The organism is Shewanella sp. 0m-6 (assembly GCF_052977325.1).
Genome location: NZ_JBRIMD010000014.1, coordinates 35,469 through 59,088, shown reverse-complemented (window position 1 = coordinate 59,088; position 23,620 = coordinate 35,469). Strand labels below are relative to the sequence as shown.

The following is a 23,620-nucleotide window of genomic DNA, read 5'->3' as shown; positions in this document are numbered from 1 at the left end:
AGCATTGGGTTGGTAGGCATACTAACAAAAATTACCCGGCAGAGGGTTGCAACAAAGGATCTAACTGCTCAATAACTTGTTCAACACTGATCAATGCCATCAAATGCTCACCTTTAGCTCTTGTGCCCCAAGGGATCTCACCTTGCTTCTGCTCGGTGATGACTTGGTCATAAACACTCACCACCGAGTCTAAACAAGTATAAGGCCCTGTGCGACCAGGATTTGAATGGGCATATAGCCCAATCACTGGTGTACCTTGGGTCACCGCCATGTGCGCTGGGCCGGTATCCGGCGCCAATACTACACTTGCTTGCTTGAGTATCGCCAATAATTGCAATAAAGAGGTTTTACCCACTTGGTTTTCTAGTGTCGATTTTGCCGCTGCTTGTATATTTTCAGCAAGCTCACGCTCCAGTGGCGTAGGTCCACCGCATAGCATGACTCGGTAACCTTTTTCGGCGGCATAGTCAGCGACAGCAGCATAGCGTTCAGGTAACCAATTTCGCTCAGCCTTACTCGCCGCCGCGCAAATAACCATAACTTTACTTCCGTCAGGAATAAGCGCTTGAGCAAATTCGGTATCTGCTGCTGGTACTGGGATATTCCAACGCGGAGCGATATCGGTAACGCCTACGGCTTTGGCAAAGCCCATGAAACCATCTAAAACGTGCGGTGTTGCCTGAGGTTCAATATGGTGGTTTGTCACTAGCCACTGGCCTTCTTTGGCTCTAAAGCGATCGAAGCCAATACGAGTTTTAGCAGAGATAGCTAATGAGGCAATCGTCGCGCGCAGGGCGATCTGCATATGCAGTAACACATCAAACTTGCGACCTTTTAACGCATGCTTAAGATTAAAATAGCTGCGCCAGCCCTGTGATTTATCAAAAATCACAAACTCCACCCCTTCGAGATGCTTAAGCAGTTGATATTCAATCTTACCCAAGATCCAAGTAATTTTTAGTTGTGGATAGCGACGCTGAATCGCCTGCACCATTGCCACCGCATGGCAAACATCACCAATTGCTGACAACCTTAATAGGCATAAAGACTCTGCATTGCTTAAATCTATGCTGTTTGATTTAGCGTTCTGATTGTCACTGGAAGTAGATAAGCTCATTAGTGCTCGAAGGTTATTTGGCGCAATCTACCGATCTTAATGTAGAATGCCTGCAGGTTCCACGCTTTAGCTTACAATTCTATCTATGAAGTTTAAAAAAACCGCCAAAGGCAGCATCGCTTATTGCCACAATACGCCATCTGATATCGAACCAACTTGGTTTGGTGCCGATTTTTGGCGCGAAAAATCTGCAGTAACAGGCTCATCAAAAGGCCGTTATACCACTTGGTTCGTCGACGCGAGTTGCATTGCTAGCGAACAAAATCAGTGGGTGCTTCGCCACTACTATCGTGGTGGTTTGATAGAAAAAATCAGCCGTGACCAATATCTATTTACCGGTTTAGAAAAAACTCGCGCGGTAGCAGAACTCGCCTTATTAGAAACCCTGTACCAGCAAGGCTTTGCAGTGCCTAAGCCAATAGCTGCAAACGTCGAGCGCTCAGGTCTATTCTATCGTGCAGATTTAATCATTGAACGAGTCGAAGGTGCTGAAGACTTAGTCGCGAGACTGAGTACAACCACTATGACCACTGAGCAGTGGCAAACTCTCGGTGAAGCGATTGCAGAGTTTCATCATCACGGTGTTTACCATGCCGATCTTAATGCAAAGAATATTCTTATCTGCGATGACAAGTTTTACCTGATCGACTTTGACCGTGGCGAACTTAGAAAGCCAAATACTCAATGGCAGCAAGCAAATATGAGTCGCTTACTACGTTCTTTTAGAAAAGAACGAAGCAAACTAGCAACGCTGGCATTTACCGAAGAAAATTGGCTGCAACTGCATCAGGCCTATCAAGCCAAGCTCAACCTATTATCTAGCTGAATCAATTGTCTAGTTGGATCAAAAAAGGTCTGCATTAATTGCAGACCTTTTTACACTCTATTCGTTCTGGTTATCGCTCTTAGCTCAAGCAGCCCTAGTCAGCTCAAAATATTTACTGAAGCTATGCTCTAACAGAGATTATGCCCTGCTGCGAATAAACGCCTCCACCATGGCCATCTGCTTTTGTAGTGAGCCTCTGTTTTGTGCCACAACATCTTTTGCCGCTTCACTCGCCTGACTATAGGCTGTTTTATCTTCGAATAAATGGATCAAGTTTTGTGCTAACGCTTCAGATGAAGTAACTACTTTTAATCCACCAGCCGCTTCGAGTAACTCAGTGATCTCATTAAAGTCACGGTAATGTGGCCCCATCATCACAGGTAATCCCATTGCTGCAGGTTCCAGCGGATTATGACCGCCATGCACAATAATCGAGCCACCCACAAAGGCTTGATCGGCGGCGCCATAAAAGGTCAGTAACTCGCCCATAGTGTCACCCAACAACACCTGTGTACTTCCTAAAACCGGGTCACTAATACTGCGCCGTGCAAGAGTTAACCCTGCCGACTTAATCGCTTGTGCCGCCGCATCAAACTGCTCAGGATGGCGAGGTACCATCACCATGAGCGCATCTGGGTCGCAAGCTAGCAGTTGTTTATGGGCTTGAATTAACGCCTCAAACTCGCCAGGATGCACAGAGCCTGCCACCCATACCGGTTTATTGGTCGCCAGCCATTGTTCACGTAATGATTTAGCGCTGTCGATACGCTGCTTATCAATACTGATATCAAACTTCAAACTGCCACACACCGTTACTTTGTCACTGGCTACACCTAAGGCGATAAAACGCTCGGCCGCTTGCTGCGACTGCGCCGCAATGGCATCGAGCTGCTTTAACATAGGCGCTGTGAGTTTATGGTACTTTTGGTAAGAATCTGCCGATTTTTGCGACAAACGCGCATTAGCTAATAGGACGTTAGCGCCCGATAGCTTGAGATAGTGGATCAAGTTTGGCCAAAGCTCTGTTTCCATGATGATGCAGTATTTAGGTGCGACTTGCTTTACAAAACGCTTGGCACACCATGCCAAATCAAAAGGCAAGTAACAGTGCTGCACACTATCACCAAAGGCGCGAGTGACCTCGGCAGAACCTGTTGGGCTAGTTGTGGTAATGGTAATAGTTAGCTTAGGGTGCTGCTGCTGGATCTGTTTAATTAGCGGAATCGCCGCTAAGGTCTCCCCCATTGATACTGAATGGACTAAGAGGTCGGTCCGATTTAATTTTTTAAAGCCGAAGCGCTCTGCCCAGCGGCCACGGTAGTCCTTACTTTTAAAGGCGCGTACAGCAAGGTAAACCAACAATAGAGGACTAATTAAGTATAGGGCTATCGAATAAAGGCTGCGATTCATGAAATTGGGTACTTTCGTGAGTTTTACTTGAAGAATTAAGCTAATGCTAACATGATAGTCGCAGCTTAACGTAATTACACTCGTGTGATTTAAACAAGATGGCGCACAAGGAAAGGCCCTTAAATAGCCTATTACGTGCCGACTTAACCATTATACTGGATATTAATCATTTAGGATGAATATGAAGACCCGTGACAAAATCGTACAAGCCAGTTTAGAGTTGTTTAATGAACACGGCGAAAGAGCTATCACAACCAATCATATCGCCGCCCACCTAAATATCAGTCCCGGTAACCTTTATTATCACTTTCGCAATAAAGAAGACATCATTCGCTCAATCTTCAGCCTTTATGAGCAACACCTAGAATCAGGCTTTCAGCCTTATATCGATAAAGAGGTTGATGTTGACCTGTTAATTGGCTACTTCGATGCGATGTTTTACACCCTATGGCAGTTTCGCTTTATGTATGCCAACCTTGCAGACATCCTTAGTCGCGATGAAACCTTAAAAAATCGTTATCTTAAGGCGCAGCAAGACGTATTGGCACGCTCGACGGGTGTACTAGAAAAACTAAACCATGATGGCTTTCTCGCAGTCCATCAAGAAGATATAAAACCACTGGCCGATACAATTAAGATGCTAGTCAGCTTCTGGATCAGCTACAAACTCACTCAGACCCAATCAAATATTGGCTCAATCACTAAAGAGTCGCTATACGAAGGTTTATTACGTGTGATTATGCTGTTTAAATCCTATGCAACGCCAAGCTCGCAAGCCACGTTTGTGAGGCTAGAAGAGCATTACCGCTCGCAAATGCTTTAATCCTCAAGTGAGCAAATCAAGCGTATAGGCCATAATCTATACGCTAAAAATCACCACCGCATAGCCTCATAATTGTCGCCACCCACCGGCAAAAGTTACCCACAGGTAACGCATTAGTTTATCTAATGTTACTTCAAGCTATCCCCTAATCTAAATAATCCCTTGCTATACCTTAAAAAAAAGGCTGTAGAGCCGCGTAAATTAAGGTTAAAATGCCGCCACTCCAATACTCAAAATAATGCTAATTAAGGAGAATAAAGGTGCCTAAGACCTCATTCTACAACCAGATAAATCAACAGCTTGCTGACGTAAAAGCCGAAGGCTTATATAAAAGCGAACGCGTCATTGTTTCTCCTCAACAAACGGCAATTGAAGTCAATGGCGATAAAGTCATCAATTTTTGCGCCAATAACTACCTTGGCTTGGCCAATCACCCAGAACTCATCAAAGCTGCTCAAGGCGGTCTCGATGCCCACGGTTTTGGCATGGCATCTGTGCGCTTTATTTGTGGAACTCAAGATATCCATAAGACACTTGAGGCAAGCCTTAGCGAATTCTTAGGCATGGAAGACACCATTCTTTATTCTTCGTGCTTCGATGCTAACGCGGGTCTGTTTGAAACCTTATTGAGTGCCGAAGATGCCATTATTTCTGACGCGCTAAACCACGCCTCTATCATCGATGGTGTGCGTCTTTGTAAAGCTAAGCGTTTCCGTTATGCCAACAACGACATGGCCGATCTTGAAGCGCAGCTAAAAGCAGCTAAAGAAGCGGGCGCACGCAACATCATGATCGCCACTGACGGCGTATTCTCAATGGACGGCGTTATCGCCAACCTAAAAGGTGTGTGTGATCTGGCCGACCAGTACGGCGCACTGGTCATGGTTGATGACTCACACGCTGTGGGCTTTGTTGGTCAAGAAGGTCGTGGTACTCACGAGTATTGTGAAGTGATGGACCGCGTCGACATTATCACTGGCACATTAGGTAAGGCTCTTGGTGGGGCTTCAGGTGGATTCACCTCAGGTAAGAAAGAGGTGATCGACTGGTTGCGTCAACGTTCTCGCCCTTATCTATTCTCAAACTCATTGGCCCCTTCAATCGTCACCGCCTCTATCCACGTACTTGAAATGCTCAAGTCTGGCCAAGCGCTACGTGAAGCGGTTTGGGAAAACAGTCGTTACTTCCGTGAAAAAATGTCTGCTGCAGGCTTCACCCTTGGTGGGGCTGACCATGCAATTATCCCTGTGATGATTGGCGATGCAAAGCTGGCTGGTGATTTTGCTAACCGTCTATTAACTGAAAACATCTACGTCATCGGTTTCTCTTTCCCTGTGGTACCAAAAGGCCAGGCACGTATTCGTACGCAAATGTCTGCAGCCCACACTAAAGAGCAGATTGACAAAGCGATTGAAGCCTTTACCCGTATCGCCAAAGAGATGGGCATTATCAGCTAAAATTAAACCTGTAGGGCTACGTATGTAGCCCTTCTTGAATGACATTTAGCAAGCTGCAAACGCTAGCTTGTAATAGGTTATAAAATGAAAGCACTGAGCAAGTTAAAGTCAGAAGAAGGCATCTGGATGGTTGATGCGCCTAAGCCAGAAGTGGGCCATAACGATCTACTGATTAAAATCCGTAAAACGGCTATTTGTGGTACCGATGTTCATATCTATAACTGGGACGAATGGTCGCAAAACACGATTCCAGTGCCTATGGTTGTTGGTCACGAATATGTCGGCGAAGTCGTTGGTATGGGCCAAGAGGTTCGTGGCTTTACTATTGGCGATCGCGTATCTGGCGAAGGCCATATCACTTGCGGCCATTGCCGTAACTGCCGCGGTGGACGTACTCACCTATGCCGTAACACCTCTGGTGTGGGTGTAAACCGTGAAGGTGCCTTTGCAGAGTACTTAGTTATTCCGGCCTTTAACGCCTTTAAAATCCCAGATGATATCTCGGATGACTTAGCATCTATCTTCGATCCATTTGGTAACGCTGTTCACACTGCACTGTCATTTGATCTAGTCGGTGAAGACGTGCTAATCACGGGCGCAGGTCCAATCGGTATCATGGCTGCGGCCGTTTGTCGTCACGTAGGTGCGCGCCATGTGGTGATTACTGACGTCAACGAATACCGTCTAGAATTGGCAGAGAAAATGGGCGCTACCCGCGCCGTTAACGTTGCCAAAGAAAGCTTAGAAGATGTAATGCAAGAACTTGGCATGACTGAAGGCTTTGATGTTGGTCTTGAGATGTCAGGCGTGCCAAGTGCATTCCACTCTATGCTCGATACCATGAACCATGGCGGCAAGATTGCTATGCTAGGTATTCCAGGTGGCGAAATGGCTATCGATTGGAGCAAGGTGATCTTTAAAGGCTTAATCATTAAAGGCATTTATGGCCGTGAAATGTTTGAGACTTGGTACAAGATGGCCAGTCTTATCCAATCAGGCCTAGATATCTCGCCAATCATCACTCACCATTACAGTATTGATGAGTTCCAACAAGGTTTCGATGCAATGCGTTCAGGCCAATCTGGTAAAGTTATCTTAAACTGGGATTAAATTATTAGCCTGTTTAACTTTTAATCTGTTAAACATAACGCTAATTATTGACTCTACAAAGGGGCTGTAATACGTCATTGCGAGTATTCCATCCCCGTTATATCTATCAAACAATACAGGTTTACTATGTCAGCGTTTCAACACCTTAGCGTTAATCAACTTATCCAGATGCAAGCAGAATCAAGTGAGCTGCAAATCGTCGATATCCGAGATGCGGCAAGCTATGAAGCAGGCCATATTACTGGCGCGGTTAATCTAACCAATGACAACTTGGCCCACTATATTAGCGATGCCGATATGGATCTGCCGCTCATAGTAGTTTGCTATCATGGAATTAGTAGCCAAAGTGCAGCGACCTACCTCAATGAGCAAGGCTTTGATGACGTCTTTAGCTTAGATGGCGGATACAGTGCCTGGCACCAAGCCAACCTATAAACCAGCGTGAGGGTAAATTAATGATCGAGATTGGCAGGCTCCCCAATAGCCGAGCAGCGCAGGCTCTCATTGACTACCTAAAAGGGCTTCACATTGACTGCGAACTGATGCCAACCGAGCAAGGTGTGGCACTGATGATCCATGACCAAAATCACTTCGACAGAGCCCACCGTGAATACCAAGCCTTTATTCATAACCCCTATGACGAAAAGTATCTCGCAGCATCTTGGGAAAATGGCGATACTCACACCAAGCTTGATTACGGTAATCCGAGTCTGCAACTCGTTAGCCAGTTTATAACAGGGGCCGGCCCGCTGACTCTGCTCGTCTTTTTTACCTGTGTCGTCATCTATGCTGCAATGAGTCTTGGGTTTGCCAACCCTATTTTTGAACAATTATCATTTTTCGGTGCGACACCTTCAGCAACGCTAAGTGAGTTTTGGCGGATCTTTACTCCCAGCCTAATGCACTTCTCCGCCATGCATATTATCTTTAACTTGCTGTGGTGGTGGTACCTGGGTGGCAAGATAGAAAATAAAATCGGCTTTACCCCGCTGTTTATTCTGCTCATCGTTGGCGGTACTCTGCCTAACATCTTGCAATACTATATGGCAGGGCCAAACTTCGGCGGATTGTCGGGGGTAGTCTATGCTGTTGTCGGTTACACGTGGATAATGGGAGTTAAGCGGCCAGAATCAGGTATTGGGCTTCCACCAGCTTATATCGGTTTTATGCTCTTATGGCTGGTACTGGGCTTCACCGACATGTTTGGCTTGTCTATCGCTAACGGGGCACATCTTGGTGGTCTGCTTGTTGGCGTTATTCAAGGGTTTATTGACAGTAAATCCCGCAAGTTTTAGCCGTAACTATAGCTTAAGAGGCTTGACGTGATGTTAAAGCACGCACTCAGCGTGAATATCACCTTTATACAGACAGCTAACATATAGCCCGCTCCTTGCGGGCTAACAATCATCACCACTTAACAAAGAATACAGCAGCAAGCTTTATTCATATTAAGCCCTAAGCCATCTCAAGTACTTTTGTAACTAATTTACTGATCCCAGAGTGCGCCTCAACAATATTACTGGCCAACATATAGGCTGGGGTACTCACAACTTTGTGTTGCTCATCAACCACAATATCATCAACAGAAACGGCATGATGCTGTCCGCCTTGCCGTTCAAAGGCTGCTGCAGTGCCCTCATCTGAACCAATCGTGCCACATACTCCTTGGCCGTACAGTTTCGGGATCATAATTGGCGAGATACAGATAAAGCCCACCGGCTTATGCGCGCTGGCAAATTGTGAAATAAAGCGTTCAACACTCGGCTCAACCGAATGTTCAGCCCCTGTTACCGCAAAATCACATAAGTTCTTGGCTGCACCGAAACCACCGGGGATCACCAAAGCGTCAAATTCGTTAATATTCAGTTCGTCTACAGCTTTAATTTCACCACGAGCAATTCTTGCTGACTCAACTAAAACATTGCGGCTTTCGCCCTCTTGCACTTCGCCAGTTAAATGATTCACTACATGGTATTGAGGGATATTAGGCGCGAAACATTGATAACTTGCACCGGCTTTAGTGATCTCCAATAACGCTAAAACTGATTCATGTAACTCAGTGCCATCATAAACGCCGCTACCACTCAAAAGAACTGCTACTTTTTTCATTAAAAAGCCTCTTTATATATCATATTGTTTTAACAAATTTGTAATAAACCGCTTGATCAGATTATTTATCATGCTAAGTTAGGTCAACACTTTATCAAGTGAATAATATTTAACCAAGGAATGGGTTCAAAATACGCATAAAAATAAAAAGTCCACATAATTAGTTCAAATAGCCAAAATAAAACTCACTTCACACATTTAATTTTATCGGCTACTTTTCAACAACTTAAGAGCTACCGCTCTTACTCCTCTTTTTTATCAAGATCGAGTTACCCTGTTCCATTCACAGAGTTATCCACAGGCTGTGTAACATTTTTACGTGGCCGAAATTGCCCTTATATGGCATGCTAGCGCCATCATCGAATACCGATAAACGAATACTAAACTATGCCTAAAATTGCCGATAACCCTTTAATTCTTGTGGATGGTTCTTCTTACCTTTACCGCGCTTACTATGCACCACCTCACCTAACGAATTCTAAAGGGGAAGCAACCGGTGCCGTCTACGGCGTAATCAATATGCTTCGCAGCCTGATTAACCAATATAAGCCATCACAAATGGCTGTGGTGTTTGACGCAAAAGGCAAAACATTCCGCAACGACATGTATTCAGAATACAAGGCTCAGCGCCCGCCAATGCCTGATGATCTGCGCAATCAGATTGAACCACTACACAGAATCATTAAGGCGCTCGGTTTACCTCTAGTGTGTATTTCAGGGGTTGAAGCCGATGACGTGATTGGTACTATCGCAACTCAAGCAAGTAAAGAGGGTCGCGCGGTTCTTATCAGTACTGGTGATAAAGATATGGCGCAGTTAGTTGATGATAATGTCACACTAATCAATACCATGACCAACACCATCATGGGGCCTACAGAGGTTACCGAAAAGTTTGGCGTCGGTCCGGAATTAATCATCGACCTATTAGCCTTGCAAGGTGATAAAGCCGATAACATTCCAGGTTTACCTGGTGTGGGAGAGAAAACTGCGCTGGCAATGCTAACCGGAGCGGGGAGTGTTGAACAGATTTTAGCGGCTCCAGAGAAAATGCCTGAACTCGGATTCCGTGGTTCTAAAACAATGCCCGCTAAAATCATTGAGCATGCAGATATGCTCAAACTAAGTTATGAACTAGCGACCATCAAATTAGACGTAGAGCTTGAGCAAGATTGGCATCAACTATCAATTGAGCCAGCAAATAAAGACGAGCTCATTAAGTGTTACGGTGAGATGGAGTTTAAACGCTGGTTAGCAGAAGTACTCGATAACAAAGACGACAAAGCCACGGCTGCGGACTCTGAAGATGATGCGCCAGCAGCAAAGCTTGATATCGCAGTTGAGTACGAGACAATTCTTACCCTAGAGCAACTCGACAGCTGGATTGAAAAATTAAAGTCTGCCGAGCTGGTTGCCATTGATACGGAAACCACAAGCCTTAACTACATGGAAGCCAAGCTAGTCGGGATCTCTTTTGCGGTTGAAGCAGGTAAAGCCGCTTATTTGCCGATTGCTCATGACTACGTTGATGCACCAGAGCAACTAGATAAAGCCGTTGTGTTTGAAAAGCTGCAGCCACTACTTGAAGATGAAAATCTTAAAAAAGTTGGCCAAAACCTTAAGTATGACATCAGCATTTTGGCTAATGCAGGAATTACCCTACGCGGTGTACAATTTGACACCATGCTTGAGTCTTACGTGTTTAACTCTGTCGCTTCAAAGCACAACATGGATGATTTAGCGCTTAAGTACCTTGGCCACAAGAACATCAGTTTCGAAGAAATTGCAGGTAAAGGGGTTAAACAGATCACCTTTAACCAAATTCCACTTGAAACAGCCGCGCCATATGCCGCAGAAGATGCCGATATCACCCTGCGCCTGCATCAGCACCTTTGGTCGAGACTAGAAAAACTGCCAGAACTTGCCAGCGTATTCACTGATGTTGAGTTGCCACTGATCAATACTTTATCGAATATCGAGCGCCAGGGTGTATTGATCGATAGCATGTTGCTAGGTCAACAAAGTGAAGAGCTAGCGCGCAAAATTGATGAGCTCGAACACAAGGCTCACGAGATCGCAGGCCAAGCATTTAACCTCAGCTCTCCCAAGCAGCTACAAGAATTGTTTTTTGAAAAACTCGGCTACCCGATTATCAAGAAAACCCCTAAGGGTGCGCCGTCAACAGCAGAAGAGGTGCTGGTTGAGCTTGCGCTAGATTACCCGCTACCTAAGATCATCTTAGAGCACCGTAGCCTTGCAAAGCTAAAGAGCACCTACACAGATAAACTACCATTGATGGTTAATGCTCAAACAGGTCGAGTACATACTAGCTATCATCAAGCGAATGCAGCCACGGGTCGTTTGTCATCAAGTGAACCTAACTTGCAGAACATCCCAATTCGTACCGAAGAGGGGCGCCGCATTCGCCACGCATTTATCGCACCTGAGGGTAAAAAGATCCTCGCGGCCGACTACTCGCAAATCGAACTTAGAATTATGGCTCACCTATCACAAGACAAGGGGCTACTCACCGCCTTTGCCGAAGGAAAAGATATCCATAAAGCAACTGCGGCAGAGGTCTTCGATGTCGATTTTAGCGAGGTAAGCTCAGATCAGCGTCGCCGCGCGAAAGCGGTTAACTTCGGTTTAATTTATGGTATGTCGGCATTTGGCTTAGCCAAGCAGCTTGATATTCCTCGCGCTGAAGCACAAAGCTATATCGACACTTACTTTAAGCGCTACCCAGGCGTGCTCAAGTATATGGAAGAAACCCGCGCTATAGCAGCCGATCTCGGTTATGTATCGACACTATTTGGTCGTCGTCTTTACCTACCTGCTATTAAAGATAGAAATGCTATGCGCAGACAAGCGGCCGAACGTGCTGCGATCAACGCACCTATGCAAGGCACAGCTGCTGACATTATCAAAAAGGCAATGATCAATATTGCTAACTGGATTGAAACTGAAACAAACGGCGAAATCATCATGATCATGCAGGTGCACGATGAATTGGTGTTTGAAGTCGATGAAGCCAAAGCAGACAGCTTACAAGCTAAGGTGTGTGAGCTAATGGCCGCTGCGGCAAAACTCGATGTAGAACTACTCGCAGAAGCTGGACTTGGTGACAACTGGGAACAAGCTCACTAATTTGCTGCCAATCAAATTAAGCGCAATGACATTAGCTGACAGTCCCACACTGTCAGCTTTTTTATCTCTTCTTCCCATCCTATTTTTTGCAGCACTATACACTCTCAGAGCCGCGCCAGAACCGCTGTGATATTTTTAAGCTAGAACAGCAAGTATCAACTTTAAAATTAGATGTTTATATGAAATATTTCGATCAATAACTGTGCTTTTATTGAGCACAAGTTGAGATATCCATCACATTATTGTGTGTTTTTTACAAAAACAGTTTTTCATATAGCGGTTAATGGAGTAATATTCTCTGCGTAGGGTACAGAGGTTAAGATGTTCTATCTTTCAGACCTTTTTTTTACGTTTACTACTCTGTAGTAAATGGCCAAATTATGGCGCCTCAGCAAATCTAATTTGCTGGGGCTTTTTTTCGTCTGAAATAAATTTTAGAGTAATTACTTTAAATTGAATAAAATTCGAGTTATGCTGTGTTCATTGAGCGATATCAACACTGTTTGATTGAACTTGAGTCTTGTTGAATTTAGCTTCTCCCCAAAAGAGCTATTTTACGCCGATGGTTTTTCCGTCGGTTTTTTTTTGCCTCATTTTCACTATTTTTCCTAAAAAAATACCAAAAAAAACGCCCCTTAAAAGGAGCGTTATGTATCAGTTTGGCCTGACGTAAAAGTTACTCTTTGCCAGCTTCTGATTGAGCAGCTATCGCATCGGCTTGAATTTGTTGCATCAACCATTCAGGCTTACACCAACCATCAAGAATACCGAGCACCTTGCTCTTACCAATTCCTTTTAATGAAGAAAAAGGCTCAACCTTTACAGCATCTTCGAAGTTGCTCAGTTTCTTACGAACTTCGTTAACCATCTTCATTCTGGCGCTTTGACCAAGCTTATCAGCTTTAGTTAATAGCGCTAAAACAGGGATATGGCTTTCAACGGCCCACTCAATCATCTGCATATCAAGATCTTTTAGCGGATGACGAATATCCATCAGTACGACAACGCCGCTCAAACAATCACGCTTAAGCAAGTATTCACCCAACGCCTGCTGCCACTTAAGTTTAAGTGCTAAAGGTACTTGAGCAAAACCATAACCTGGTAAGTCGACCAGACGGCGGTGCTTATCCAACTTAAAAACGTTAATTAACTGCGTACGTCCAGGTGTTTTACTGGTTCGAGCAATTTTTTGCTCCGACAGTAAATTCAGAGCACTCGACTTACCCGCGTTAGAACGACCCGCAAACGCAATTTCTACCCCAACGTCGCCAGGGAGGTATTCATTCAAGTGCGCAATATCTGGCGCACTAATTAAAAACTCTGCTTTACGGAAATCGATACGAGATTCACTCACAATTAACTCCAAAACTTTTTTCAACTAACTTGGTTAAATATCGAAGAGTTGCTTACATTTTCACAATTTCGTGTAAAATATTACCCCGATCACATAAAATACATTTTATCACGCTTGCGGGTCTTCCTAGTAAGCTCAAGACAAATATTTTAATAAGAAGTTGGAACGCCATGAAAAAGTTAGCTCTTGCGCTGTCTGTTTTAGCCACAATCTCTTCACCTGCAATGGCAGAAGGAAATGCCGAAGCCGGAAAAACTAAAGCCATCGTTTGTTCTGCTTGCCACGGTGTTGACGGCAACAGCATGATAGACATGTACCCAAACCTTGCTGGTCAACACAGTACATACCTAGAAAAACAATTACATGATTTCCGCAGTGCAGCACAGACTGGCGGAAAAGAAGGTCGTATGGACCCTATCATGGGTGGCATGTCTGTCGCGCTTAGCGATCAAGACATTGCAGATATCTCTGCATTTTATGCTAGCCAAGCTAAGAAAGATATCGAAGTTAAAGATGTCCCAGAGCTCGGTGCGCAACTCTATAAGAATGGCGATGCAGCACGTGGCATCACAGCGTGTATTGCGTGTCATGGACCTGGTGGTAAAGGTGCTGAACTTGCAGGCTTCCCTGCAATCGATGCCCAACATGCCAATTATATCAAGATCCAGCTAAATAAGTTCCACGATACAAATCGTAACAACGACTTAAATGGCATGATGCAAGACATCGCGAAAAAGCTAAATAGCGATGACATTGACGCATTATCTAAATATATATCAAGCCTTAAGTAAATATTAGCGACATCTTAAGAGGACGGCAAACCCGTCCTTTTTTATATCATTATGTTTACGTTTACGTAAACTACGCGCAAAACCCTCTTGACAGAGATCACAGATTTAGGTTTAAATAGCCCCCGTACCGAGATGAACCCAACTGTTAGTACAATAAATTATTTAATAATAACTATCAGATTTCGGTATTTGTACGTTTAAGATATAAGAATAAATTAACTAAATAATAATAATATTATTGAGACCACTCTCTAAAAATAATAAGAGTCGAGATTTCAATTTGAAGTCCAGGTCGTAAGAATTTTAGTAAGGATTGGTTAGGAAGGCCAATATCGCTATTTAGCATTAAACCTTACATTCAGAGAAACAGCACCAACAGGAACGTATTTGTAGGATACAGATACAGCATAGGAAGCTATTGCTTAGGATGCACTTGCGGGAAGCTTGTTATCACTGGAAGATACTTAAAAAAATATACAGGGATGGTTACTTAGGCGTCATTGGATGGACGAATAAAAATTAGGATGTGTCTTTAAAGACCATCTACGGAAACTGTTGTCAGGAAGGCGACAGGTCTAAAAATAAAGTGTCGGGAAGACCACCAACTAAAAGACATGCATGGAAAGCAGACAAAAAATAAGATGGATATTGACCGGGATAGTCACATAGCAAGTATGGATACTTGAAATCAGAATTGGTGCCGATTGGCACTTTTATAGAGGCGACAGATTAATCTGTCGCCTTTTTTTATTTCTCGCTCTACTATCTTCATTTATACTCAAATTAATTAAGTCATTGGTTTAGCTAATATATGCGCAGATGCCCTCTTTGTCATAGTGATAATACCGTACGGTTTTTCGCCGACAAAAAGCGCTGCCTGTATCATTGCCACCAATGCCAGCTGGTATTTGCCGACGCTAACTCACACCTCCCCCCTAGCGCTGAGCAGCAAAAGTACCGACTAGCCAGTAATAAACAAAAATCACTCGCGCGTTTTATCCTGGAGCTTATCGAGCAGTGTGAAGATGGGCACACACCTTTATTAGGCCTTAACTTTGGCCGCACTCTAGATAGCAAAACCTTACTGAAAATCAGTAAAAAAGGTCATCAACTCAACCAGTATGACCCCAGTCTTGCACCGTGGAACCGTTCCCTTAAGCAAGAATATGACTTCATCTGCTGCTATCGAGTGTTTGAGCATTTCCGCTTTCCCTATAAAGAATGGGAGCTGCTTAGCCACTTACTTAAACCCGGTGGCTGGATGGCAATTTGCACACCATTACTCAGTCAATTGAGTGCATTTGATAAGTGGCACCATAAGAATAATCTGACTCATGTCAGCTTTTATCAGCAAGCAACCTTTGAGTTCCTAGCAAACAAGGTCGGTTTTAAGCTATTATTTGCAGCAAATGATCTCATTCTGGTGCAAAAACCATCAGGATCTGATATAACACGCGACCAAACTTCCGTTGTTGCATGAGCTAAGCCGCTTTGCAGCAATAGAGTCTTTAAAGTTATCGAGATAAGCAATCATGTCCCGTAGTAAGAAAACGCGTAAGAGCAACGAAAATGCTCCTAAATTAGCCCCAAGAACCAAGAAGAAAGATCGAGTTCTTGCAGGCAAAAAACAAGTTGCTGGCAATAAAGCGGGAAGTCGTCATAACGCTTCGATGATTGAAAGCCAAGCTAACGGTGGTAAAGCTAAGAATGCAGACCCACGTCACGGCAGCAAAAAGCCAGTTCAACTGAATATCGCTGCTGAAGTGAAAGTTGAGAAGAAGCCAAAAGGGCCGAAACTGACTGATGAGCAGAAATTATTGAAGCTTGAGGAAGATCCAAGACTCAATAGCCTACTCGATATGCTTGAAGAAGGTAAAAATCTCAGTCAAGACGATCAAACTTGGTTAAACAAGCAGTTAAACCAAATTGAAGCCCTAATGGACAGACTCGGCATTAATGACGAAGAAGACCATGCGCCGAAAAACAAAAAGGCCGTTAGTGATGACGACCTATTTGATAAGTTCGAGTCTGGTGCAGATCTGTTAAAAGACTACTTCGACAAAGACTAAATTCGTATATATAAAATCTATGGCATCTTTATTGATGCCATTTTTTTATCCATAATCACCACCTGTATCTCACTCCTACCAACTAGGGTTTAGTATGACAACTGCCTTTATTGTGCTCGGCGTACTTATCATCATCGCGCTGACTGCTTATGCGACCTACCTGCTTATTCAAGTTCGCAAACAAAAACAGCGCCAATTAAAACGCGAACAAGAGCAAGCACAAGCCGCTAAAGCCAAATCAGACGAACTGCTCGACAATATCCGATATATCGCAACCGCTATGCTACAAGAGCGCTGTGAGTTATCTGAAGGCGTAATGCGTATCGCAAAGCTTTTTCAACTCATCGGTATGGCTGAGCTTGTTGAGAACCAATACCCAGCTACGTTTGCCCATTTCGACGTCATCAAAGCGCATCCAATCAAAGAACAGCGTAAAAGCTTAGATAAACAGCAGCGCATGAAGCTAGATTACGCTCGCATGCGTTCAGAAGGTGAATTAGAGGCAAAAATCCTCGAAGAAGCCAAACTACTGAGTGAATTTAAGTCAGAATCACTCCACTAGAGCTGAAGACGACATAGAGCTTGCAGTCATTAAAGGCCGAATCTAAGTCGCAGATATGGCCTATTTTGCTTATATAGGGTGAGTCTGTGCACAAAATCTTCTAAAGAGCACAGACAGATACCTTATTTTCAGCGATATTCAGTCATACTTTGCTACCCACATTAAATTTTTACAACATGGATCAAGGTTATTCAACAAATAACCATGCATACTTCACATGTTGCTAAACTATACGCCGGAGGACACGCCTTGAAGCAGCCCACCCCAATTAGTTGGGATCAGTCAATGATCGAAAAGTACAATTATAGCGGTCCACGTTATACTTCTTATCCGACGGCCTTGGAATTCGATGATTCGTTTACCGAGGAAAAATTGCTGACTTCGATTAAGAACAGCAAGAGTGACAAACTTTCACTGTATATTCACATTCCTTTCTGCGCCAAGCTTTGTTACTACTGTGGCTGCAATAAAGTCATCACTCGTCACCAGCATAAAGCCGATCAGTATATTGAATACCTAGCGGCAGAAATCGTTAAACGTGCACCTCTGTTTAAAGATTATTTAGTGACCCAAATTCATTGGGGTGGCGGTACACCGACATTCCTAACGCCTGAGCAAATCCTTAAGCTATCAGCACTCATCAAAGCCAACTTTAATGTTGCCGATGTGGGCGAATACTCAATTGAAGTCGATCCACGTGAAATCGAACTTTCAATGCTAGACACCCTTAAAGAAGCCGGTTTCAACCGTATTTCTATCGGTGTTCAGGATTTCAATAAGAAGGTACAGATCGCAGTAAACCGCGAGCAAGACGAGCAGTTTATCTTCGACCTGATGGCGCGCGCCAAAGAGCTAGGCTTTGTTTCAACTAACATCGACCTGATCTATGGTTTGCCACACCAGACGCCTGAAACATTTGCTGAAACCATGCAACGCGTTCTAGATTTGAATCCAGATCGCCTATCTGTATTTAACTACGCTCACCTGCCATCACGTTTTGCGGCGCAGCGTAAGATTAAAGATGAAGACTTAGCGTCGCCACAGCAAAAGCTTGATATGTTGCATCAAACTATCGAGACCTTAACGGGGGCGGGTTACCAATACATTGGTATGGACCATTTTGCTAAGCCAGATGATGAGCTTTCAATCTTACAGAACGAAGGACGTCTGCACCGTAACTTCCAAGGTTACACGACTCAAGAAGAGTGTGATCTGTTAGGTCTTGGTGTGTCATCAATCAGCCAAATTGGCGATTGTTATGCACAGAACCAAAAAGACATTCGCCCATACTTCGAATCAATCGATGCTAATGGTCATGCGCTCTGGAAAGGCTGTAGCTTAAACCGTGACGATGAAATTCGTCGTGTAGTTATCAAGCAGCTAATCTGTCACTTCGACCTCGATATGGCGTTAATTGAAGAGAAGCTGAACATCAACTTCGAAGAGTACTTCGCAGAAGATTTAAAGCTGCTGCAAACCTTTATCGATGATAAATTAGTCGACATCACAGACCGCAAGATCACTATCAGCCCAACAGGCCGCCTATTGATCCGTAATATCTGCATCTGTTTCGATGTTTACTACCGTGAGAAAGCAAGACAACAGCAGTTCTCTCGCGTTATCTAATCTTGCGTTAGATACAAAAAAAACCGGCATTAGCCGGTTTTTTTGTATCTATAAGTCCAAAAATGCTCTTAGTGACTCCTTTCCCCCAAACCTGCAAACACTTCTAGTCACATTTAGTTTAATTTTCATTGGTGATCTTTGTAAGCTGTGACGGCATAATCAAGCTGAAAATTAAAACAATAATGGACAGTTTATGTATAAGTACCTACTTCCCTCTGTGTTGGTATTAGGCCTAAGTGCCTGCCAAACTACGACAACAACCGCCCCACAACAAGGTGTCAGCACCCAACAAGTTGCCAGTAATACCCAGCTACAATCACTTATCGATGCCGCTTGGCAAATCTCCTTAGACTCAAGCCCAAGCTTCGCCTATTCACTGGGTAACAAGAGTGCAGCCGGAAAGCTACAAGACTTGTCCCCCGCCACACTTGAAGCACTCGATCAGCGCAAGCAAGTGTTGTTGCAGCAATTAGTAAAGATAGACAAAAATAGCTTAAGTAAAGAAGATGCAATTAACGCGCAGATCCTGCAAGACCAACTGCAAAACGATGTTGACCAATATCGCTACAAAGATCATTACATGCCCATATCGGCCGAAGGAGGATTTCATGCCTATATCGCCTCGATAGCTAAGGGACGCTTTGCTAAAGTCGAAGACTATCAAAACTATATTAAGCAACTGCAAGCACTGCCTAACTATTTTGAGCAGCAAATCTATTGGTTAAAGCAGGGACTCGCAAGCGGTATCACGCCAGCTAAAGCGACGCTAAAAGGCTTTGAAACCAGCATTACAGCCTTTATCGTGCCAGTTGAAGACAGTGGTTACTTCAAACCATTTACTCAGTATCCATCGCACTTTACCGAGGCAGAAAAAGCCCAATTAACGCAGCAAGGTCGCACCTTAATCCAAAGCACAGTGTTGCCCCAATACCAGGCCTTCTTCGATTTCATCACCATCGAATATATTCCTAACACCCGGATAAGCATCGCCACCTATGATCTTCCCGACGGTGAAGCCCTCTATGAAAACCGCGTACGCTATTACACCACTTTAGCGATGACATCAGATGAAGTACATCAACTAGGCTTACAAGAAGTGAAGCGCATTCGCGGTGAGATGCAGCAAATCATCGAACAAGTTGGCTTTGAGGGCAGTTTTGCCGAGTTCCTGCACTTTTTAAGAACCGATCCACAGTTTTACCCTAAAACAGCAGAAGAACTGCTAAAAGAAGCGGCCTTTATCGCCAAGAAAGCCGATGCCATGCTGCCAAAGTATTTTGGCAAACTACCGCGTCAGCCTTACGGTATTGAACCTGTTCCTGCACAAATCGCACCTAAATACACCACTGGACGCTATTCAGGTTCAAGCCGCGATGATGAGCCGGGTTATTACTGGGTCAATACCTATGCCCTAGATAAACGTCCACTATACGAAATGGAAGCGCTAACCCTACACGAAGCAGTGCCCGGGCATCACCTGCAGATAGCTCTAAACCAAGAGCTAACCAACCTGCCAGATTTTCGCCGCTACAGTTATATCTCGGCTTTTGGTGAAGGTTGGGGGCTGTATTCTGAATATCTCGGCCTAGAAGCTGGTTTCTACCAAGACCCTTATAGCAACTTTGGCCGCTTAACCTACGAAATGTGGCGCGCTGCGCGTCTAGTCGTCGATACCGGCATGCACGCTAAGGGCTGGACTCGCCAGCAAGCAATAGACTTTATGGCCAGCAATACAGCATTGTCGATGCATAACGTCACCACAGAGATTGACCGCTACATTAACTGGCCAGGACAAGCCCTGTCATACAAGATTGGCGAACTGACAATTAAACGTCTGCGCGCTCAGGCTGAAGCTGAGCTCGGTGAGCACTTCGATATTCGCGCCTTCCATGACGCCATATTAGCAAATGGGTCTGTACCTATGTCGATACTGGAGCAGCAGATAAACGATTTTATCGAGCAACAGAAAGCACAAATCTAAACTTACCCACAATAGAATAAGGCCGCGCTTGCGGCCTTATTTATTGATTAATCTTAATTCGTCTCTGCCAATCTATCGAACAAGTTTGTTACACTGCATGCAAGATCACCTAATAGAACTTATGCCATGTCGATAGCTACAGAGGCTTATATGACGAATACGCAAATTGCCAATTTTTCATCTGAGCACCATTTAAATAGTCCTGAGCAAAAAGTCTTTTGGCAACAGGTCACCCAAGCCACATTTAAGACTCGTGACGACATCACTTTGGCTTACGCCAAAATAACTCACCCGAATAGCATTGGCACCATTGTACTTAGCAATGGTCGGGTGGAGTCTTACCTAAAGTATAAAGAATTGATGTTTGATCTTTACCAGCAAGGCTATAGTTTATTTGCAATCGATCATCGAGGTCAGGGCCTGTCGGCACGCACGACCGCTAATCCGCATCTGGGATATATCGACAAGTTCCAGCGATATATCGACGATTTCGCAGAATTTGTCACTCATATTGTGAAACCAATACCAAGCGAAAACTATTATCTTGTTGGCCACTCTATGGGGGGAGCCATTGGCACTCTGTATCTACAGCAGCATCCAGCAACCTTTAAAGCGGCAGTATTTTCGGCCCCTATGTACGGCATAAAACTGCCTCTGCCTAGAGGTTTTATCCGCGGGTTAGCCTCATTGCTCGATAACCATCAGCAACCCAACTATATCTTGGGCGGCAAGGGATACCATGCCGAGCCATTTGATAAGAACGACCTGACAAATAGTAAACTGCGTTATGACGATTATCGTGAACTGTATCAGAAAACTCCACAACTGCAGTTAGGCTCACCGACTAATCATTGGTTGGTCGAATCAATCGACGCAGCCGCACGAGCGGAAGATGCCGCACGAAATAGTCAAATCCCTTTACTGATCCTGCAAGCGGAAGAAGACACAATCGTCGATAATCGCGCGCAAAAACGAGCGATTAACGGCTTATGTAAGCTGACTAAAATCCCTTATGCCCGCCATGAGATCTTTATGGAACGTGATAAGCCACGTAATCAAGCGCTCAACGTATTGCTCAGCTTTCTACAGCAAACACGCTAACGTTTAATCCAAAATTAAAAAAGGGATAGCGCGGCGCTATCCCTTTTTTGTGTTCAATTAACCTAACTGCCCTGCAACCATTAGCTCCCGAGTCTCTGGGATCTCATTATAAGACAGCACATGTAGCCCGCGAGCAAAGGCTAGCGCATAGCGAGCCAAGATAGGCCGTAATTGCGGTGACACCAACAATAGCGGACTGTGGCCATGCTCTTTTGCTTGCGCCAATAACTGCGGCATACGTTGCTGCAACTGGGCCAGCAATTGAGGATCGACCGGAAAACTATCGAGCGAGCCTTTACCTTGCTGCTGAGATTGATTAAGCGCTGACATCAGAGTTTGTTCTAGTTCAGGTGCCAGAGTCATGACATTGAGCTTAGGCTCAGTACCCACAATAGAATGCAAAATAGAGTGACGCAGCGCGCAGCGTACATCGGCTGCAAGCAACACAGGATCTTTACTATTTTCACTGCAATCAAGCAAAGTGGTGGCAATGGTGCGAATATCTTTCAGCGACACCTGCTCTTTAAGCAGTAAACGATACACCTTCAACTGTAAAATTGGCGTTAGGGCGCTATTGAGTGACTCAGCCAATTTTGGACTTTGCTTGGCTAAGCGGTCACTCAAGGCAAGCACATCATCATGCTGCAACATATCAGGCAACGACTCACGAATAAGCTTACTCACATGAGTTGCAATAACCGTAGCGTTATCCACCACGGAGTACCCAAGGTTTAGCGCTTTAGCTTTATTGTCTTGCTCAATCCAGATGGCATCCATCTGATAGGCTGGCTCCTTGGTGATGACTCCATCTATATCACCAAACACAGGGCCACTCTTAATCGCCATTAGACGTTCAGGTTCCAGCTCTGCGGTAACGACCGGGTTCCCCATCAAATTAATCTGGTATGCATTGGGAGCCAGCGACAAGTTATCGCGGACCCGCACTTCAGACAGCAAAAAACCCGCCTGCTCAGACAAGGTGCGACGGATCCCGGTTAAACGCTTTTGCAGTTCAGCGCCTTTGCTGCGCTCAACTAAATGCACCAAGCGATAACCTAAACGTACCTCGATTAAATCGGTATAAGGTAATGCGTCCCAACTCGGCGCCGAAGGTTCACTTAGGCTAGTTTCCCGTAATTGTTCTACTTTAGATTCAGCAATTTCTGGCTGAAGTTGACTCTGCTTCCAAGCCACAAATCCTAAGATGACAGCAAATGACAAGAACACAAACGTTGGCATACCAGGCACGATGCCAAGAATAAACATGACCCCCGCTGAGGTGACTAACGTTTTAGGGTTTGCCAACAACTGCTGACGCAATTGCTCTGGCATCTCTTCAGCATCAGAGACACGCGTTACGATAATTGCGGCAGCGGTTGCGAGTAGCAACGACGGTATTTGCGCTACCAAGCCATCACCAATCGTCAATAATGCATAGGTCTTAAATGCTTCACTGGTGCTGAGATCATGCATGAAAATACCGATCGCCAAACCACCGAGCATATTAATCACTAAGATCAAAATACTGGCAATCGCGTCACCACGCACAAACTTAGAGGCACCATCCATCGAGCCATAGAAGTCGGCTTCACGCGCAACCTCTTGACGTCTATCTCTGGCCTGATCCTGTGACAATACACCGGCATTCAGGTCGGCATCAATTGCCATCTGCTTACCGGGCAAAGCGTCTAGGGTGAAACGTGCCGACACCTCTGAAATTCGCTCGCCACCTTTGGTGATCACCACAAAGTTAATGATCATCAAGATTAAGAAAATCACCGCACCGACAACATAGTTGCCGCCGATCACCACCTCACCAAAGGCCTGAATCACTTTACCTGCAGCATCTCCCCCTTCATGGCCTTCAATCAATACCACTCGAGTCGAGGCCACGTTTAGCGTTAAACGCAGTAAAGTCGCAAGCAGCAAGACGGTCGGGAATACCGAAAACTCTAATGGCCTACGAATTGAAACACCCACCAATAGCACCATCACTGCGAGCACAATATTGAAGGTAAATAAGATATCCAATAACCATGGCGGCAATGGCAAGATCACCATAGCCAAGACTGCAAGTAGCATGATTGGAATGCCGATATAGCCTGGGCTACCGGCAAAAGTACGCTTAAACCAGTTCATT

19 protein-coding genes are annotated in these 23,620 nt (G+C 44.7%); 14 read left to right on the top strand and 5 right to left on the bottom strand.

The window, feature by feature from the left end:
- Window positions 1-31: 31 nt before the first annotated feature.
- Window positions 32-1,117, bottom strand: coding sequence for a glycosyltransferase family 9 protein (locus ACVBJC_RS12225; protein ID WP_447161042.1), 1,086 nt, complete (start codon window positions 1,115-1,117; stop codon window positions 32-34).
- 85 nt (window positions 1,118-1,202) lie between these two features.
- On the opposite strand from ACVBJC_RS12225, the gene ACVBJC_RS12220 reads away from it, so the two are divergent.
- Window positions 1,203-1,943, top strand: coding sequence for a 3-deoxy-D-manno-octulosonic acid kinase (locus ACVBJC_RS12220; protein ID WP_447161041.1), 741 nt, complete (start codon window positions 1,203-1,205; stop codon window positions 1,941-1,943).
- A gap of 138 nt (window positions 1,944-2,081) precedes the next feature.
- Here ACVBJC_RS12220 and waaA read toward each other — a convergent pair whose 3' ends face one another.
- Window positions 2,082-3,353: a lipid IV(A) 3-deoxy-D-manno-octulosonic acid transferase gene (waaA, locus tag ACVBJC_RS12215; RefSeq protein ID WP_447161040.1), complete on the bottom strand. Its 1,272-nt coding sequence runs from the start codon at window positions 3,351-3,353 to the stop codon at window positions 2,082-2,084.
- A gap of 181 nt (window positions 3,354-3,534) precedes the next feature.
- Here waaA and ACVBJC_RS12210 point away from each other — a divergent pair, with 181 nt between their 5' ends.
- The 5 genes from ACVBJC_RS12210 to glpG all read left to right on the top strand — a co-directional run bounded on the left by ACVBJC_RS12210 (window position 3,535) and on the right by glpG (window position 8,038).
- Window positions 3,535-4,176, top strand: a complete 642-nt coding sequence (locus ACVBJC_RS12210; RefSeq protein WP_447161039.1) for a TetR/AcrR family transcriptional regulator — start codon at window positions 3,535-3,537, stop codon at window positions 4,174-4,176.
- Between the two features lie 260 nt (window positions 4,177-4,436).
- Window positions 4,437-5,633, top strand: a complete 1,197-nt coding sequence (locus tag ACVBJC_RS12205; RefSeq protein ID WP_447161038.1) for a glycine C-acetyltransferase — start codon at window positions 4,437-4,439, stop codon at window positions 5,631-5,633.
- An 84-nt stretch (window positions 5,634-5,717) separates the two neighbouring features.
- On the top strand, window positions 5,718-6,743 hold the full coding sequence (gene tdh, locus ACVBJC_RS12200) for an L-threonine 3-dehydrogenase (RefSeq protein ID WP_447161037.1): 1,026 nt from the start codon (window positions 5,718-5,720) through the stop codon (window positions 6,741-6,743).
- A gap of 126 nt (window positions 6,744-6,869) precedes the next feature.
- Window positions 6,870-7,178: a thiosulfate sulfurtransferase GlpE gene (gene glpE, locus ACVBJC_RS12195; protein ID WP_447161036.1), complete on the top strand. Its 309-nt coding sequence runs from the start codon at window positions 6,870-6,872 to the stop codon at window positions 7,176-7,178.
- Between the two features lie 20 nt (window positions 7,179-7,198).
- The gene (gene glpG / locus ACVBJC_RS12190) at window positions 7,199-8,038 is read left to right on the top strand and encodes a rhomboid family intramembrane serine protease GlpG (RefSeq protein ID WP_447161035.1); all 840 of its coding nucleotides are present in this window, start codon (window positions 7,199-7,201) and stop codon (window positions 8,036-8,038) included.
- Between the two features lie 160 nt (window positions 8,039-8,198).
- Here the strand turns inward: glpG and elbB are convergent, their stop codons facing one another.
- The gene (gene elbB / locus ACVBJC_RS12185; protein WP_447161034.1) at window positions 8,199-8,852 is read right to left on the bottom strand and encodes an isoprenoid biosynthesis glyoxalase ElbB; all 654 of its coding nucleotides are present in this window, start codon (window positions 8,850-8,852) and stop codon (window positions 8,199-8,201) included.
- A gap of 387 nt (window positions 8,853-9,239) precedes the next feature.
- Here elbB and polA point away from each other — a divergent pair, with 387 nt between their 5' ends.
- A complete protein-coding gene (polA, locus tag ACVBJC_RS12180; protein WP_447161033.1) occupies window positions 9,240-11,996 on the top strand; it encodes a DNA polymerase I in 2,757 nt (918 codons plus the stop codon).
- Between the two features lie 676 nt (window positions 11,997-12,672).
- Here polA and yihA read toward each other — a convergent pair.
- Window positions 12,673-13,350, bottom strand: coding sequence for a ribosome biogenesis GTP-binding protein YihA/YsxC (yihA, locus tag ACVBJC_RS12175; RefSeq protein WP_447161032.1), 678 nt, complete (start codon window positions 13,348-13,350; stop codon window positions 12,673-12,675).
- 170 nt (window positions 13,351-13,520) lie between these two features.
- Here yihA and ACVBJC_RS12170 point away from each other — a divergent pair, with 170 nt between their 5' ends.
- From ACVBJC_RS12170 to ACVBJC_RS12140, 7 genes are all read left to right on the top strand, one after another.
- Window positions 13,521-14,141, top strand: coding sequence for a c-type cytochrome (locus ACVBJC_RS12170; protein ID WP_447161031.1), 621 nt, complete (start codon window positions 13,521-13,523; stop codon window positions 14,139-14,141).
- Window positions 14,142-14,952: 811 nt separating this feature from the next.
- On the top strand, window positions 14,953-15,621 hold the full coding sequence (locus ACVBJC_RS12165) for a methyltransferase domain-containing protein (protein WP_447161030.1): 669 nt from the start codon (window positions 14,953-14,955) through the stop codon (window positions 15,619-15,621).
- A 52-nt stretch (window positions 15,622-15,673) separates the two neighbouring features.
- Entirely contained in the window at window positions 15,674-16,210 is a 537-nt protein-coding gene (gene yihI, locus ACVBJC_RS12160; protein ID WP_447161029.1) for a Der GTPase-activating protein YihI, read from the top strand.
- Window positions 16,211-16,304: 94 nt separating this feature from the next.
- Entirely contained in the window at window positions 16,305-16,772 is a 468-nt protein-coding gene (locus ACVBJC_RS12155) for a DUF2489 domain-containing protein (RefSeq protein ID WP_447161028.1), read from the top strand.
- A gap of 249 nt (window positions 16,773-17,021) precedes the next feature.
- Entirely contained in the window at window positions 17,022-18,398 is a 1,377-nt protein-coding gene (hemN, locus tag ACVBJC_RS12150) for an oxygen-independent coproporphyrinogen III oxidase (RefSeq protein WP_447161027.1), read from the top strand.
- Between the two features lie 193 nt (window positions 18,399-18,591).
- Window positions 18,592-20,379 carry a DUF885 domain-containing protein gene (locus tag ACVBJC_RS12145; RefSeq protein WP_447161026.1) on the top strand — a complete coding sequence of 596 codons (1,788 nt, stop codon included), beginning with the start codon at window positions 18,592-18,594 and terminating at the stop codon, window positions 20,377-20,379.
- A 126-nt stretch (window positions 20,380-20,505) separates the two neighbouring features.
- Window positions 20,506-21,480: an alpha/beta fold hydrolase gene (locus ACVBJC_RS12140; protein WP_447161025.1), complete on the top strand. Its 975-nt coding sequence runs from the start codon at window positions 20,506-20,508 to the stop codon at window positions 21,478-21,480.
- 57 nt (window positions 21,481-21,537) lie between these two features.
- Here ACVBJC_RS12140 and flhA read toward each other — a convergent pair whose 3' ends face one another.
- Entirely contained in the window at window positions 21,538-23,619 is a 2,082-nt protein-coding gene (gene flhA / locus ACVBJC_RS12135; RefSeq protein ID WP_447161024.1) for a flagellar biosynthesis protein FlhA, read from the bottom strand.
- Window position 23,620: the final 1 nt, after the last annotated feature.

Excerpts from the sequence above, each read along its gene's own strand:
- ACVBJC_RS12225 (WP_447161042.1), bottom strand. The coding sequence starts at position 1,117 with ATGAGCTTATCTACTTCCAGTGACAATCAGAACGCTAAATCAAACAGC.
- ACVBJC_RS12220 (WP_447161041.1), top strand. The coding sequence starts at position 1,203 with ATGAAGTTTAAAAAAACCGCCAAAGGCAGCATCGCTTATTGCCACAAT.
- waaA (WP_447161040.1), bottom strand. The coding sequence starts at position 3,353 with ATGAATCGCAGCCTTTATTCGATAGCCCTATACTTAATTAGTCCTCTA.
- ACVBJC_RS12210 (WP_447161039.1), top strand. The coding sequence starts at position 3,535 with ATGAAGACCCGTGACAAAATCGTACAAGCCAGTTTAGAGTTGTTTAAT.
- tdh (WP_447161037.1), top strand. The coding sequence starts at position 5,718 with ATGAAAGCACTGAGCAAGTTAAAGTCAGAAGAAGGCATCTGGATGGTT.
- glpE (WP_447161036.1), top strand. The coding sequence starts at position 6,870 with ATGTCAGCGTTTCAACACCTTAGCGTTAATCAACTTATCCAGATGCAA.
- glpG (WP_447161035.1), top strand. The coding sequence starts at position 7,199 with ATGATCGAGATTGGCAGGCTCCCCAATAGCCGAGCAGCGCAGGCTCTC.
- elbB (WP_447161034.1), bottom strand. The coding sequence starts at position 8,852 with ATGAAAAAAGTAGCAGTTCTTTTGAGTGGTAGCGGCGTTTATGATGGC.
- polA (WP_447161033.1), top strand. The coding sequence starts at position 9,240 with ATGCCTAAAATTGCCGATAACCCTTTAATTCTTGTGGATGGTTCTTCT.
- ACVBJC_RS12170 (WP_447161031.1), top strand. The coding sequence starts at position 13,521 with ATGAAAAAGTTAGCTCTTGCGCTGTCTGTTTTAGCCACAATCTCTTCA.
- ACVBJC_RS12165 (WP_447161030.1), top strand. The coding sequence starts at position 14,953 with ATGCGCAGATGCCCTCTTTGTCATAGTGATAATACCGTACGGTTTTTC.
- yihI (WP_447161029.1), top strand. The coding sequence starts at position 15,674 with ATGTCCCGTAGTAAGAAAACGCGTAAGAGCAACGAAAATGCTCCTAAA.
- ACVBJC_RS12155 (WP_447161028.1), top strand. The coding sequence starts at position 16,305 with ATGACAACTGCCTTTATTGTGCTCGGCGTACTTATCATCATCGCGCTG.
- ACVBJC_RS12145 (WP_447161026.1), top strand. The coding sequence starts at position 18,592 with ATGTATAAGTACCTACTTCCCTCTGTGTTGGTATTAGGCCTAAGTGCC.
- ACVBJC_RS12140 (WP_447161025.1), top strand. The coding sequence starts at position 20,506 with ATGTCGATAGCTACAGAGGCTTATATGACGAATACGCAAATTGCCAAT.
- flhA (WP_447161024.1), bottom strand. The coding sequence starts at position 23,619 with ATGAACTGGTTTAAGCGTACTTTTGCCGGTAGCCCAGGCTATATCGGC.